We start from the raw sequence: 15,436 nt of genomic DNA, 5'->3' as shown, positions 1-15,436 counted from the left end.
GGAGCTACGCACCAAATCCTTGAAGATATCGGTTTGATGAAAATGTTACCGGGAATGACGGTTATCAATACTTGTGATCACAACCAGACAAAAGCGGCTACAATTGCTTTGGCAGATCACCACGGTCCAGCTTACTTGCGTTTTGGACGTCCGGTAGTGCCTAACTTTACTCCTGCTGATGAGCCTTTCATCATTGGAAAAGCAATTATGTTAAACGAAGGTACTGATGTAACTATTGTTGCTACAGGTCACTTAGTTTGGGAAGCTTTAATTGCTGCTGAAAAACTGGAAGAAAAAGGAATTTCTGCTGAAGTAATCAACATACACACGATTAAACCATTAGACGCTGAAGCTATTTTAAAATCAGTAGCTAAAACTAAATGTATTGTAACTGCTGAAGAGCACAACTACCTTGGTGGTCTTGGAGAAAGCATTGCTGGTGTATTAGCATTAAACAATCCTACTCCACAGGAATTTGTAGCTGTTAAAGATAGTTTTGGTGAGTCTGGAACTCCGGAACAATTAATGGAAAAATACAAACTAAACAATCAGGCGATTGTTGAAGCGGTAGAAAGAGTTATCAAAAGAAAATAATTCGATTTTGAAATGTATTAAAAATCCCATCTTGTTTTAAACGAGATGGGATTTTTTATTTGAGAAACATTGTTAAGTTAAGAAAAAACAATATCCATTTTTAAACATATAAGTCATATAAGCTTTTGTTTACTCGCCTCTTGCTAATGATTTAAAATAGATAACATAAGTTAAAACGTGGCTTTACAAGACAATAAATTATTTCGTATTACTTATATGGTCTGATTTGTAAATAACTGTAAGCTATAAAAAATTTAAGCCTAAAACTTATAGGACTTATATGTTTAAAAATCAATACTGATTATTATTTCGCATAAAGCAAAGACTCCATCACTTCAAACGAAATACTCTCATCTTCATTAACAAAATATTTCAACAACACTTCACCCCATATTTTCCCATCACTATAATCAGCAATAATCCAGCGGTGATTTAATACTTTTACTTTGTTGATTACAAATTTATTTTCGCCAATTTGATCTTGTCCTGTGTAAGGATTTCCCTTTGGATTGGCATTTAAATCCATTAATTTTTCGGTAACTATCGGAATCAATTTCTCGTAAGCAATTGTTTTATTGGCTACAGCCGAATCAAAATAATTTTGAGCATTTTCATTTTTTTCCAAAGAAAAATAATTGGCGTCATTCAATTTTGCAGTAACGGAATTCAAACTGTCTCTTAGTTTTTTAGTCGTTCTTTCATATCTGTTTTGCTCAAATTTCACTTCGCTATTTAAAAAAGAATAGGTAAAAACATTAATTAACACCAATAAAATAAAGGCATAGAGTAGAAAAGATTTCTTCATTGTAAAAAATTATAGGGTGATTTCTAAATTATCGTAAGCCAGGAAAACATTTTCAGGAAGTCGTTTTTGTACTTCTTCATGAAATCCTAAAATATGACTGATATGAGTAAGATATGCTTTTTCAGGTTTTACCAAAGCAATAAAATCTAAAGCTTCCTGCAAATTAAAATGAGAAAAATGATGTTCTTCCCGCAAGGCATTCACCACCAGCACTTTCAGATTTCTCAATTTTTCAATTTCAACATCTTCTATGGTTTTAACATCGGTCAGGTAAGCAAAATCATCTATGCGATACCCAAAAACCTGTAGGTTTCCATGCAGTACATCAACAGGAATCACTAATTTATTGCCTATTGAAAAAGGTTCATTATTGACTATTTCGATTGTTTTTACGGATGGTGCTCCCGGATATTTATTGACGGTTTCAAAAACATAACCAAAACGGCTTTGCATGTCTTCAAGCACTCTTTTATGAGCATAAATAGGCATTTCACCCTGCTTATAATTAAAAGGTCTTATGTCGTCCAGACCGGCAGTATGATCCGCATGTTCATGTGTAAAAATAATTCCGTCTACTTTTTGACAGTCGGAAGCCAGCATTTGTTGTCTGAAATCAGGACCGCAATCAATAACATACGAATAGTTATCCCATCGAATCAATACCGAAACCCGAAGCCTCTTGTCCTTACTATCCGTACTTTTACATACGGGATGATCACTTCCTATAACCGGAATGCCCTGAGAAGTACCTGTACCTAAAAAATATACCTTCAAATCTTATTTTTTTCACAAAAATAGGATTATTTCTCTTTTATTAGGCTAGCTATTTAATTAACTTTGTAACATCAGGCAAAAACATAAATTTAAACTAAAAAAATGGGTAGCGAAATAAAACTAAAAGGAGACAGAGTAATTGCACAAGTCCCTTCGATAAAAGACAAGGCACTACGTATCAATTTAAATGAAAATATTTATGGAACATTTGCCGAGATTGGCGCAGGACAGGAAACTGTAAGACATTTTTTTAGAGCCGGAGGTTCGTCAGGAACTATTGCAAAAGCAATGTCAGCATATGATAAAGATTTTAGTGATGCGGTTTACGGGGTGGAAAGAGACGGACGTTATGTGACTGAAAACCGCCTGAAGAAAATGCTCTCGCACGAAGTAAGTCTTATTGAAAAACGACTGAACAGAGAGAAGCACCCTAACAAAATGTTTTTTAGTTATGCCAATACGGTAGCCACAATAGATTTTGCCAAACAATTTAAAGGTCACGGTTGGGTAGGAATCAGTTACCAGATTGACCCTAACGAAGACTACAACGAAATTATACTTCATATTCGTTTTAAAGAAACGGATGCCAAACTCCAACAGGAAACACTGGGAATTCTGGGTGTAAATTTAATTTATGGCGCTTATTATAAGTACAATGATCCTAAAAAATTGTTGCGCTATTTATACGACCATTTAGACAAAGACCAACTGGAGATTGACACCATTAATTTTTCCGGACCACGATTTGCCGATGTTGACAACCGTTTAATCAGCTTGCAACTGGTTAAAAACGGAATGACCGATGCCGTAATGTTCAACCCAAAAGGAAAAAATATTCTTCCGGCTTCTATTTTATACAAGAAAAACCTTCTTGCCCTTAGAGGAAGTTTCCGTCCGGTTACTAAGGTAAACATGGATATGTACGAGAAATCGATGCGTATGTTTATTGAGGAAAATAAGGTGGACAAAGAAAATACTCTGGTTATTTTCGAAATTACCTTGTCTAACCTGCGTTCGGATGGTGAAATTGACGAAAGAGATTTCATGGATCGTGCCGAATTACTTTGTTCATTGGGACAAACAGTAATGATTTCGAATTTCCAGGAATACTACAAAGTGGTAGAATATTTTGCTAATTATACTAAAGCCCGTATGGGACTTGCAATGGGTGTCAACAATTTAGTTGATATTTTTGACGAGAAATACTACCGTCATTTGAGTGGTGGAATTCTGGAAGCTTTTGGTAAATTATTCTTTAGAGACATGAAGGTGTTTTTATATCCAATGATAGACGAAAACGGAGAAATCACCACTTCAGAAAACCTAAAAGTACATCCCCGAATGAAAGAATTGTACAAATTCTTTAAATTCAACGGAAAAGTAATCGACGTTGAAGATTACAATCCTGAAAATCTAAAAGTATTCTCCCGTGAAGTCCTTAAAATGATTAGCCACGGAGTTCCAGGATGGGAACCAATGCTTCCTGCGGGAGTTTCGGAAATCATCAAAGAAAAACGCCTTTTTGGTTATAATCCCGAAAAAACATTGGTTGAATAAACCTCTATCCTATTCATATAAAACGCCACAACTAGATAATTCTATTTGTGGCGTTTTTGGTTTATTAAGTCTTTCTCTACTAATTTTTGAAATAAATATCCTATTTTTGGAAATAGATAAATACTGATAGTTATCAGACAAAATAATCCTATTTTGGGGTGATAGGTCTGATTTTGTCAGACCTATATGCAAGTTAGGCGTAATTATGCAGAAAAACGAAAACTAAATAAGTATAATCACTAATATGAAAATTTTAAAAGGTTGTTTAATAACGATAATTGGTTTTGTTTTAATTTGTGTAGTTGGTTACTATCTATATAGAAATAGTGTGATGTCTAATTTAGAAAGCTCAAGTAAAAATATTGAAGAGAATTGGAAAAAATACACCGAAAATATAAATTTAAGAAACGAGAAATTAATTCTTGAAACAATCAAAAATGATACTTTACAGCATTATTTAAAAACTTCCAAGAATATTGAAAAAAAGGAATTTTCAAGAGAATTCGAATATATAGAATACAAAATCAATGAAAAGCTAATGTCCGAAAATATGGAAACTGACTTTAACGAAAAACTAAATTCGAATGTTGATGTTTATAATCAATCGGTCAGGGTGTATAATATTTATAGAGTAACTTTTCCAAATTCTCTAATTGCAAGAAAAACAAAATATCCAAAAAGTTTCAACTATTTCGATATTATTAGATATGGAATTGAAAACCAAAATCCGAAAGAGAAAAGGCGAAAAGTTGATAATTGGATTAAAAATGGTGGAATACGCCCTGAATAAAACAACTACTTGCAACACACGCTACAAGCGATTTGGGCAATTGGCTTAATAGAAAAATTGGTTTGTATTTGGAAGTTTTGGCTTCTCCGAAATTAACACTAATTTAGTCCCAAACCGCGTGTAGTGCGAGAACGTTGTAGGCAAGGTTCTCCCAGCTCCGCAAAGTCTCCGACTTTGAGGATGTATCACTCTGTCTCTGACAGATATAATTCATTTAAAATTGTCGATTAAAAATCGACAAACACTACCTCAAAGTCGGAGACTTTGCGGAGCAGTATAAAATTCTATTTTTTTACAATTTCAACAACAAAAAACGCCAAGAAAAAATCTTGGCGTTTCTAGTTTACTTCAAAATCTGAGCGGCGTGCTCTTTGGTTTTTACATTTTCAATTACCTCATCGATAATTCCGTTTTCGTCGATTACAAAAGTAGTGCGGTGAATACCGTCATACTCGCGTCCCATGAACTTTTTAGGTCCCCAGACACCAAACGCCTGAATGACTTCTTTTTCTTCGTCGGCTAATAATGGAAAAGGGAATTTGTATTTATCTTTGAATTTGGCTTGTGCTTTTGCCGAATCAGCACTTACACCCAGAAGTTCATAATTATTAGCCTGAAAACGCTCAAAATTATCTCTTAAATCGCAGGCTTCGGCGGTACAACCTGGCGTACTGGCTTTTGGATAAAAGAAAACCACTAATTTCTTTCCTTTGTAATCTTCTAATTGATGTGCTTTTCCATCCTGGTCTACACCGAAAAAATCGGGTGCTTTATCGCCTTTTTTTAATGTTGTCATGTTTTATAGTTGCTGAGTTACTGAGTTGCTAAGATACTAAGTTTTATAAAAAATGAGATTCGAATCCAATTCAAAAACTAAATAATAGTATTTTTACATTCGAAAAAAGTCTTTAAAACTTAGACTCTTAGTAACTCAGCAAATTAATAAAAATGACCAAACAAGAACGGGTAACATTTGTTATAAATACGTTAAAAGAACTCTACCCTGTTATTCCTATTCCGCTAGACCATAAAGACCCCTATACATTGTTGATTGCGGTTTTACTTTCGGCTCAATGTACGGATGTGCGTGTGAACCAAATTACGCCTTTGCTTTTTGCGAAAGCGGATAATCCGTATGATATGGTCAAAATGTCGGTGGAAGAAATTAAGGAAATTATTCGTCCTTGTGGCTTATCGCCAATGAAATCGAAAGGCATTCATGGCTTGTCACAAATTTTAATCGAAAAATACGATGGAAAGGTTCCGCAAAGTTTTGAAGCCTTAGAATCATTACCAGCTGTGGGACATAAAACGGCCAGCGTGGTGATGTCACAGGCTTTTGGAGTTCCTGCTTTTCCTGTAGATACACATATTCATCGCCTGATGTACCGCTGGAATCTGACTAATGGAAAAAATGTGGTGCAAACGGAAAAGGATGCCAAACGTTTATTTCCTGAGGAATTATGGAACGAATTGCATCTACAAATTATTTGGTATGGAAGAGAATATTCGCCGGCACGTGGTTTGAATCTGGAAAAAGATATTATCACCCGAACTATTGGACGAAAAACTGCCTTGGATGGCTATAAAAAGTAACAGGAATCCGCTTACAAACAAAAACAGACCACAGATAACACTAATTGAACAGATAAAAACGGATTTTTTATAGCTCTTTGCAAATAACAATCTACAATAATCATTTAAAATCAGTTTTATCGGTGTCTTTCTTAATAATTGATAGGAAACGGATAGTCATAAAAAAGTAAATCTCACTAATTTAAAAAAGATTAGTGAGATTTACCCAAACAGCTGTTTCCAGCTTCATTAATTTGCAATAATTTCAAAACTATTATCTGCCACTTTAATCATGTGGAGTGATTTCGAATAATTCAAAAGAAAAGAAATAACTTCTTTTTTGGGTTTCATGTTTGAAATAAGCTGATTTTTTTTAGAGTAAATTTTTGCCATGTACTATTTTAATTAAAGGTCTTAGAATAGAAACGTGACAGCTATTTAAATATTGTTTAGTGCCTGTTTAAATTTATAAAAAAAGAAATTTTCTTTTTTTCCCAAACCTAAAGGGTGAAAAATTTCTTGAAAAATTCATCAAAATTACCCCCTTTAGGATTTGGGGATATTAATTTTGATGAATTTTAAACAAACTCTTAATTGGTTAAAATAATCTGATGTTTATCAATTACTTTTCTCAAATTCATTAATGCATAACGCATTCTGCCTAATGAAGTATTGATACTTACTCCTGTGATCTCTGAGATTTCCTTAAAACTCATGTCTTTGTACATACGCATAATCAAAACTTCTTTTTGATCTTCGGGAAGTTCTTGGATTAATTTTTGAATGTCCAGTTCTACCTGATCAGCAATTAACTGATTTTCTATTGTAAGAGAATCATCCGTCATAATAGAGAAAACTGAAAACTCTTCTGTTTCCCGGTACATAGGCATTTTTTTATTTTTTCTAAAAAAATCAATGACCAGGTTATGTGAAATTCGCATAACCCACGGAAGGAATTTACCTTCTTCGTTATAAGAATTAGACTTTAGTGTTTTAATTACTTTTATAAAAGTATCCTGAAAAATATCGTTAGCAACATCTCTGTCGGATACTTTTGAATATATAAAACCGTAAATTTTAGATTCGTGTCTTTTTATTAAAGTAGCTAAGGCGTCTTCGTTGCCTGCTACATAATCCTGTACTAACAAGGCGTCAGGAATTTGAATATCAGCTATCATAGTAATACTTTTTAGTATGAGTTTAATTTGGGTATTTTTCTAAAAAGTAGTTTTATACTATAGGCGCTTTTATTTTTTTACATGGATTAACAGTTCAAATTTAACAAATAATTGTTTCGCTCGACAAATAAAAAACAGAAAAATGATATAAAAACGATTATTTATCGAATTTAAATTCAAAATTCAGACATTTTATAAGCCTAAAATCAATTCTGCCTTATTGATATACTTTAATATAGTCAACAGTAAACTCTTGCGGAAAAATAGTATCATCAACCTCAGGACCGCCAAAATTTCCGCCAATAGCCATGTTTACCAAAAAGTAAAACGGCTGATTAAAAGGCCATACTGCCTCCGTTTTAGTTTCCGGACTAAAGGTGTAAACCAATTGATTGTCAACATAAAAATCAATTTTATCAGGATTCCAGTCTATTGCATACAAATGAAATCCTTGTTCAATTGTTGGAATTGTCGTTTTCTTGGTATTGATGGTATTGCCATGACTGTCCTGAGTATGCAATGAGGTAAAAACGGTATGAGGCTCCTTACCCACATATTCCAGAATATCAATTTCGCCACATTTAGGCCAGCCCACCTTGTCAATATTAGCACCGAGCATCCAAAATGCCGGCCAGATACCGGAACCCACAGGCAGTTTAGCTCTGGCTTCAAAATAACCGTACTGAAATTCCTTTTTGCCTTTCGTGGTAATTCTTGAAGAGGTATATTTTTCACCTTCTTTTTTAGCTGTTATCACTAAAAAACCATCTTTTAACTGTTGGTTCTCATTAGTATAGAGCTGGCGTTCATTATTACCCCAACCGCAGTTGGGGCAACCATCACCTAATTCCACATTCCAATTATTCAAATCTAATTCCTTAGCATTAAATTGTTCTTCCCAAACCAATTTTTTTCCTTTTGGCTGAGCCAAAGAAAGAGTGCTGACGAAAAGTATGATTAAAAATTTATTCATTTGTTAGTTGTTTAAATATTGGAAATCATTTTCCAGAGTTTGCACTGAACTTCCTCCGATGAAAACTTTAAAATCTCCCGGTTCTGCTTCCCATTTTGACTGGGCAGTATAAAACTCAATTGTTTTTTTATTGATTACAAAATTTACTTTTTTAGACTCACCGGGCTGTAATTCTATCATTTCAAATCCCTTTAATTCTTTTACCGGACGCGTCACAGAAGCAATTAAATCCCGAATGTATAACTGAACCACTTCTTTTCCAGGGTATTTCCCTGTATTTTTTACAGTAACCGTAACTTCAATTTGTCCTTCTCCTGAAAATGTTTTTTGACTTAAACTTAAACCTGAATATTCAAACTTTGCATAACTCAAACCATAACCAAAAGGATACAGAGGTGTGTTTTTTTCATCAATATAATGCGACCAGAATACGCTATCGGGCTCAGTCATCACTGGGCGGCCAGTGTTTTTATAATTGTAATAAATAGGAACCTGCCCCACATTTCTGGGGAAAGTCATTGGTAATTTTCCACTTGGGTTATAATCTCCGTATAACACTTGTGCAATGGCATTTCCGCTTTGTGTTCCCAGCTGCCAGGCTTCTACAATAGCAGGAATATGAGCATCAGCCCACGGAATTGCTAAGGGTCGTCCGTTATTTAAAACCAAAACAATATTAGGATTCACTTTATAAACTGCTTCCAACAATTCTTGCTGAACTCCCGGTAATCCAATATCGGCTCTGCTTCTTCCCTCACCTGATTGCAGACCGTGTTCGCCTAAAGACATAATGACAACATCGGCATTTTTAGCTGCTGTTATTGCTTCTGGAAATCCGCTTTTATCAGTGGTATTGATTTTAGTTTCGAAAATAAACTGTGTCTTTCCCTCCGTAACATCAGCACCTTTTGCATAAGTCAACTGATTATCTTTATAATTTTCTAATCCTTCTAACAAAGAAACTGCCGAATTATCATCGGCTGCAATACGCCAGCTTCCCAGCGGACTGGTTTTATCATTTGCCAAAGCACCGATTACGACAATTTTTTGACCTGATTTTTTAAGAGGTAATAACTCTTTTTCATTTTTTAAAAGGACAATTGATTTTTTTGCCATTTCTAAAACACCTTCGTGAAAAGCTGCTTTTCCAACAGTTTCTTTTTCGTAATTTTCATCACAATACAAGTAGGGATTATCGAATAAGCCCAACTCAAATTTGACTTTCAAAATTCTTCGGGCGGCATCATCAATTAAGTCTTCTTTTACTTTTTCTTCTTTTACTAAAGTCGCTAAATGCTCCACATAAGCATTGGATTCCATATCCATATCCGAACCGGCATTAATAGCAATTTCGGCAGCATGTTTGCTGTCTTTAGCAAAACCATGAGGAATCATTTCGTTAATAGAACCCCAATCAGAAACCACAAATCCATCAAAACCCCAATCGGATTTCAGGATTTTTCTTTGTAAATAAGAATTCCCTGTTGCAGGAATTCCATTGAGCTCATTAAAAGAATTCATAAAAGTACGAACCCCGGCACCCACAGCTGCTTTGAATGGAGGGAAAACAATATTTTGCAACGTAGATTCGCCAATATCAACCGTATTGTAATCTCTCCCGGATTCAGCAAATCCATAGGCTGCAAAATGTTTGGCACAAGCCAAAATAGTATTTCTGGCTTTCAAATCATCACCCTGAAAACCTTGTACGCGGGCAATTGCTATCTGGCTCCCTAAATAAGGATCTTCACCGGCACCTTCCATTACGCGTCCCCAACGGGCATCACGGGAAATATCTACCATAGGGGCAAAAGTCCAATTGAGTCCTACAGCAGCAGCCTCTTCGGCAGCAATGGCAGCTGATTTTTTTATTTCTTCTAAATCCCAACTGGCTGCTTCGGCCAGCGGAATGGGACTAATGGTTTTATACCCATGTATTACATCAAAACCAAACAACAACGGAATTCCTAATCGGGTTTCTTCGACTGCTATTTTCTGCAAAGCTTTTACGTCTTTTACTCCTTTGACGTTCAACATGGAACCTACCAATCCATTTTTTAAATCGGAATATTTCTTAGCTGCCTGACCTTCTTTTGGCGTAGGCCCTGTAATTTCCCAAAAACCATTGTATTGATTGAGTTGTCCAATTTTTTCTTCTAAAGTCATCAGTTTTAAAACAGAATCTACTCTGCTGTCTAACTGATTTTTTGAAACAAAACCTGCATTGGGCTTTATTATTTTTTGACTACAACTCCATATAGCAATGGTAATGAAAACAAATAATATTGTTTTTATTACTCTCATTTTGTGTATATTTTTAATTAAAAGGCCGAATAAAACCGACCTTTTAATATCATTTTTAATTTGATTATTGGTACACTCTTACATAATCTACTTCCATAGATGACTGAGTGAATGCCGGATCAATTGTTCCTCCAAAAGTTCCTCCCATGGCCACATTTAAAATCATAAAGAAGTCTTTGTTAAAAGGTAAACTACTGTCGTTAGTAACCGTATGAAAAAGTACATCATCTACATATATTTTTACTGATGCCGGACTCCAGACCGTTTTGTAAACATGGAATTCTGAAGAAGCATTGGTGATTAACGTACTGTTTGTGTTTCCGTTTCCTCCTGAACGTCCCGGATAATGAAGCGTCCCATGAATTCGATTGGGTTCGTTTCCTTTATGTTCCATGATGTCTATTTCACCACAGGCAGGCCAGGAATTAGTAGCATAATCAGCACCTAACATCCAGATGGCAGGCCAAGTTCCTCCACCAATAGGTAATTTAGCTCTTACCTCTACTTTTCCATAGGTAAAATCAAATTTCCCTTCTGATTTTAATCTTGCAGAAGTATAGCCTGATCCTACTTTTTTAGCGGTAATTTTTAAACTTCCTCCAGCAACAACTACATTATCGGAAGCATTGGTATAACTTTGTGCTTCATTATTCCCCCATCCATCAGTACCGGTACCTAAGTCATAAGTCCATTTTGTGGCATCAGGTGCTCCATCGGTATTGAATTCGTCTGAGAATTTTAAAACAGTATAGTCTGGATCAGGAGATGAAGTTGGCAAAGTAGTAGTAAATATAAGATACCAGGCTAGTGCCGTATTATTTCCTTGAACTAGTCGCACTACCATTCTATTTTCAGTGATTGATAAAATTTCATACTGAGTAGCTCCCGCATAATAACCCATAAAACCTCCATCAGAAAAATTCATTACTGTTCCTGTGGTTACTCTTGTATCCACTGGATTTTTAGAAACAACTGAAGAGGAAGGACTTAAAGCTACAATTTTAGTACCTGCTGTGCTGTAAGCTAAACAAGCATCATCGCCACCATTTGTTCCGCCTGCAACACTTTTATAAGAGTTGTTAAAAAAGGAATTCCCTTTGTTATCTTGCTTGTATTCAATTTTACCATTTACCAAAGCAAAAGTATACTCACCATCATAGAAACAAGTAGTTGATTTTTCAAACGGCTCTGCCTGATAATAATTAGCAAAATAATTTTTAGTAGCATCACCATCATTTTGTCCAACTCCAAGATGCCCTTTTTCGGAAGCAGCTAAATACCATTTTTTTCCAGTAGCCGTACCACCAGTAAGAAACTGTGTAGATCTTTCATCGCTAAAATTACTAAAAACAGTGACTTCTACTGTTTCAGTGGTAGCTACACCACCTTTACCATAAGCAATAACTGTTACAGTATAAGTATTAACACCAACTGTTGTAAAGCCATGCTCTTCTATACCTCCTGGAGAATTTTTTGTTTCGCCATCACCATAGATGTATTTATAGGAAATAGCATTATCGGCTGTACTTTTAAACTTAACAGTACCAGAACCATCTCCATTAGGTAAAGCATCCGTTTTTCCAACTATTTCTACTGTAACATCCAGATTAGTTGGAGCGTTTAATGTTCCAAAAACTAAATTATCCTCCTGACAATTGACCATCAATAGAAGGACAAAAACAGATACTATATTTACTATTATTTTTTTCATTTTTTTAGTTTTTAGTTAGATTGTTTGATATCATCAAAATAATAGGCCGTTCCTGTTCCATTTACACCAAAATCAGGGAATAAAATGACTCTATCATACGCATTAGCAGTATTAAAAGCAGCAGAACTTGTCAAATCAAACGTGAGTACCTGCCATGAATTAGCCACAGTAGTGGTAGCTTCCACTTCAATAAAAACCGTTGGATTGCCATTACCATCTTTTGGTGAAGTTGAAACTTCCATTTTTAATAATATTTTGGCTCCAACTTTTGGTGACCAAACATTCACTTTCACCTTAGTTCCTTTAGTAAAATCAACTTTAGCATCTAAATTCAAACTTGCTCCAGCCCAAACCTGTGCACCTGATGGTTTCTCAATTTTCACCACTTTATTAGATAGATTAATACCCGATTTATCAGGATTATCAATCACAGCTGCCGGAATACCTCCAAAATCAGCTGCTCCAAAACCTGCCCATGGATAAGTAAGTGTGGTAGATTCAAAATCAATAGGCATTTCAATTAATGCCGAAGGCGTTTTATAGAAATAAATATTATCGATAAAAACACTGCCCCCAGCCCAAGGTGTACCTACCAATTTCAATTGGAAAATATCGGCTACTGTTAATCCCTGACTCGTAAAAGCCGAGATTGGAATATCAATACTTGTCCATTGGTTTGCTGTTAAATCCCTTACAACCGGTTTTTCACCATTTGTTTTACTGATTAAAGAAGTTTCTATTTTTTGCAAATCAGCAGTCCATACGTCCATGTGAATGAATTCCATTCCGGAAACATCAATAGTCGTTCCGTCAGCCAATGCAATTCCCTGATAACTCAATTTGATATAATTAAGCATTTTATCTCCATTCAAATCAAACTCAGTCCAGCTGCTTCCCTGACCTCCTTGTCCCCAATCCGGAAAATAGTTAGTTCCGGCAACATTTGTATATTTCGAACCATAAATAGAAATTACATCAGCTGCTTGACGATTAGGCGGTGTTGGAGCAGAAGCAAAAGGCTTATTCACAACCGTTACTGTAAATTCTTGTGAGAACTCAGTAGTTTGAATCGCTGCACTTTTAGATACTACTCTTATGGTATAAACACCTGCGTTTTGATAGGTATAAGAGATAGATTCGCCATTATTAGCTGATACTGGATCGGGTTTTCCTGCTTCACCAAAATAAACATCATAAAACAAAGCATAATCAGCTGTTGCTGTAACATTTACTTTTTTAGAAACCTGCAAATCATTTTCGATAGTAACCACTAAATTTTGCGGAGCTTTGAAAGAAACAACAACTTCCTGAATAACTTCTGTTTTTTTACCATTTAAAGTTGTTCCAATAATTCTCGCATTATAAGTCCCTTCTTTGTAAATATGATCTACCGTAGCACCCGGATTTACATAAGCAGGTGTTGTGGTTGCATCACCAAAATAAATTTCGAATTCAGTAACTCCCTCTCCTTTAGGCAAGAAAGTCACTTTTCCTGTATTATCCTGCGTAACAGTAGTTAATGCTGAAATATTAGTTGGAGCACCCAGTGTATCCAAATCAATCAGCTCATTCTCGGTTGAACAGCTAAAAATTATAGCTGCTACAACAAGACTTGTTATATATTTTATCTTTTTCATTGTACTAATTATTATAGTTAGGATTTTGTTGCCAGTTTCCTGCTGCAAATTGAATCTCTTCAATTGGAATAGGAAATAATTCATTCTTATTAGCCGTAAATCCCGGAATTTCCTGAGCTGCTTTTCCTGTACGAACCAAATCAAAGAAACGGTGTCCCTCTCCTGCTAATTCTACTCTTCTTTCTGCCTGAATAAAATCAGCTAAGGCTGCTCCAGATGCAGTAATATCATGGTTGTTATCCCCAAAAGCACGACGTCTTACTTCATTCAGATAATTTCGAGCAAGGCCATCATTTGGTGCTGTACTTTTATTGTATGCTTCTGCTGCCATTAATAGTACATCAGCATAGCGAATGGCTCTGTAATTATTTGGACTTGTTAATTTAACATCCCCAGCTGCTTCTGTTCTTCTTTTTCTGGGTATGTATTTTCTATTAAAATATCCTGTATCTTGATTTTGTTTAGTGTAGCTTGTACCTGGATTTTGTGCTATCCATGCTACCATATCTAAAATAGTTACCTCTTTTCTTAAATCGCCTGCTTCAAAAGCACTAACGAGTTTTGGAGTAGGTAAATTGAAGTTGTTTCCATCAGCAAATACAGGACCAACGTATCCAAAAGGACCTGCAAAACCTACTGCAACATTCCCTTCGCTATATTGTAATTGTCCATAACTCGCACCTTCAACATCAGTGTACTGAATTTCAAAAACAGATTCAGGTCCGTTTTCCCCTGATTCTTCGAAAATACTTCCAAAAGGAGTCAAACCAGCATTTATTTGTTGGGTTGTCAAATCAGCAGTTTTAACTAAATGGTATTTACCAGTAGCAATTAATTTTCCAAAAGTCTCGGCCGCTAAATCGTATTTTTTATCATATAAGTATGCTTTTCCAAGTAATGCTAAAGCTGCACCACTTGTTGCTCTGCCCTGTTGTGCAGGAGTTGCAGGTAAATTTTCTGAGGCATAAATTAAATCATTTTGAATAGAAGTATACACCTCTGAAACTGATGAGCGTGGTATGGAAGTCTCATCACCAGGGGAAAAACGTGCGTCTCCTTTCATTGGGATACCTCCAAACCATTTTACCAACTCAAATTGATAGTAAGCTCTTAAAAAACGGGCTTCTGCAATAACTTTATTTTTTCCATCAAAATCCGTTTTATCTTTGAATTCAAGGATATAATTAGCTCTTTGAACTCCTGCAAACATCCAATCCCATAGTTGTTTTAAATTTTCATTTACAGGACCATGAATCATTTGATCAATTTGTTGGTAACCTATAACGTCTGTAGGGCTGTTTCCTCCTGCAAATGTGTTATCAGAAGCGATTTCTCCCATTAAAACATTAATAAAAGTGGACTGTAGTAAATCATAGGCTGCAATTACAGCATTTTCATAATCGGATTCAGAATTAAAATAATTCTCTGAATCAATAGAATATTGAACAGGACGACTCACAAAATCATCACTACAAGAGCTAGTCATTGTAGCAAAAACAGTTATCGTCATTATGGTGATAAATAGATACTTTTTCATT

The 15,436-nt window shown here is 35.3% G+C and carries 13 protein-coding genes; 4 read left to right on the top strand and 9 right to left on the bottom strand.

The genetic code is table 11. The features are described 5' to 3' along the window. On the top strand, positions 1 to 594 hold a 594-nt coding region (locus BUB89_RS15880; protein WP_317048479.1), incomplete at its 5' end, for a transketolase family protein. 304 nt (positions 595 to 898) lie between these two features. Here the strand turns inward: BUB89_RS15880 and BUB89_RS15875 are convergent. Beyond that, positions 899 to 1,399: a hypothetical protein gene (locus BUB89_RS15875; RefSeq protein WP_073246821.1), complete on the bottom strand. Its 501-nt coding sequence runs from the start codon at positions 1,397 to 1,399 to the stop codon at positions 899 to 901. Positions 1,400 to 1,408: 9 nt separating this feature from the next. Then, the gene (locus BUB89_RS15870; RefSeq protein WP_073246818.1) at positions 1,409 to 2,173 is read right to left on the bottom strand and encodes an MBL fold metallo-hydrolase; all 765 of its coding nucleotides are present in this window, start codon (positions 2,171 to 2,173) and stop codon (positions 1,409 to 1,411) included. A 102-nt stretch (positions 2,174 to 2,275) separates the two neighbouring features. Between BUB89_RS15870 and BUB89_RS15865 the strand changes: the two genes are divergently transcribed. Further along, positions 2,276 to 3,730, top strand: a complete 1,455-nt coding sequence (locus BUB89_RS15865) for a TonB-dependent receptor (protein WP_073246816.1) — start codon at positions 2,276 to 2,278, stop codon at positions 3,728 to 3,730. Between the two features lie 244 nt (positions 3,731 to 3,974). Beyond that, positions 3,975 to 4,520, top strand: coding sequence for a LemA family protein (locus tag BUB89_RS15860; protein ID WP_141384465.1), 546 nt, complete (start codon positions 3,975 to 3,977; stop codon positions 4,518 to 4,520). 343 nt (positions 4,521 to 4,863) lie between these two features. On the opposite strand, the gene bcp is transcribed toward BUB89_RS15860, so the two are convergent. Next, entirely contained in the window at positions 4,864 to 5,316 is a 453-nt protein-coding gene (gene bcp, locus BUB89_RS15855; protein ID WP_073246812.1) for a thioredoxin-dependent thiol peroxidase, read from the bottom strand. A 152-nt stretch (positions 5,317 to 5,468) separates the two neighbouring features. Between bcp and BUB89_RS15850 the strand changes: the two genes are divergently transcribed. Beyond that, positions 5,469 to 6,116, top strand: a complete 648-nt coding sequence (locus BUB89_RS15850) for an endonuclease III domain-containing protein (protein WP_073246810.1) — start codon at positions 5,469 to 5,471, stop codon at positions 6,114 to 6,116. A gap of 569 nt (positions 6,117 to 6,685) precedes the next feature. On the opposite strand, the gene BUB89_RS15845 is transcribed toward BUB89_RS15850, so the two are convergent. The 6 genes from BUB89_RS15845 to BUB89_RS15820 all read right to left on the bottom strand — a co-directional run bounded on the left by BUB89_RS15845 (position 6,686) and on the right by BUB89_RS15820 (position 15,435). After that, on the bottom strand, positions 6,686 to 7,270 hold the full coding sequence (locus tag BUB89_RS15845) for an RNA polymerase sigma factor (RefSeq protein ID WP_073246832.1): 585 nt from the start codon (positions 7,268 to 7,270) through the stop codon (positions 6,686 to 6,688). A gap of 220 nt (positions 7,271 to 7,490) precedes the next feature. Then, positions 7,491 to 8,246: a glycoside hydrolase family 16 protein gene (locus BUB89_RS15840; RefSeq protein WP_073246807.1), complete on the bottom strand. Its 756-nt coding sequence runs from the start codon at positions 8,244 to 8,246 to the stop codon at positions 7,491 to 7,493. 3 nt (positions 8,247 to 8,249) lie between these two features. Further along, positions 8,250 to 10,550, bottom strand: a complete 2,301-nt coding sequence (gene bglX, locus BUB89_RS15835; RefSeq protein WP_073246805.1) for a beta-glucosidase BglX — start codon at positions 10,548 to 10,550, stop codon at positions 8,250 to 8,252. Between the two features lie 64 nt (positions 10,551 to 10,614). Then, positions 10,615 to 12,261 carry a family 16 glycosylhydrolase gene (locus BUB89_RS15830; RefSeq protein WP_073246802.1) on the bottom strand — a complete coding sequence of 549 codons (1,647 nt, stop codon included), beginning with the start codon at positions 12,259 to 12,261 and terminating at the stop codon, positions 10,615 to 10,617. Positions 12,262 to 12,272: 11 nt separating this feature from the next. Further along, positions 12,273 to 13,898, bottom strand: a complete 1,626-nt coding sequence (locus tag BUB89_RS15825; protein ID WP_073246800.1) for a hypothetical protein — start codon at positions 13,896 to 13,898, stop codon at positions 12,273 to 12,275. 4 nt (positions 13,899 to 13,902) lie between these two features. Continuing rightward, positions 13,903 to 15,435 (bottom strand): RagB/SusD family nutrient uptake outer membrane protein, encoded by a 1,533-nt coding sequence (locus BUB89_RS15820; protein WP_073246798.1) that lies wholly within the window; start codon positions 15,433 to 15,435, stop codon positions 13,903 to 13,905. Between the last annotated feature and the right edge of the window lies 1 nt (position 15,436).

Source organism: Flavobacterium flevense (genome assembly GCF_900142775.1).
GTDB lineage: Bacteria > Bacteroidota > Bacteroidia > Flavobacteriales > Flavobacteriaceae > Flavobacterium > Flavobacterium flevense.
The sequence above is the reverse complement of the archived record's forward strand: the minus strand, read 5'-3'. Positions and strand labels throughout refer to the sequence as shown.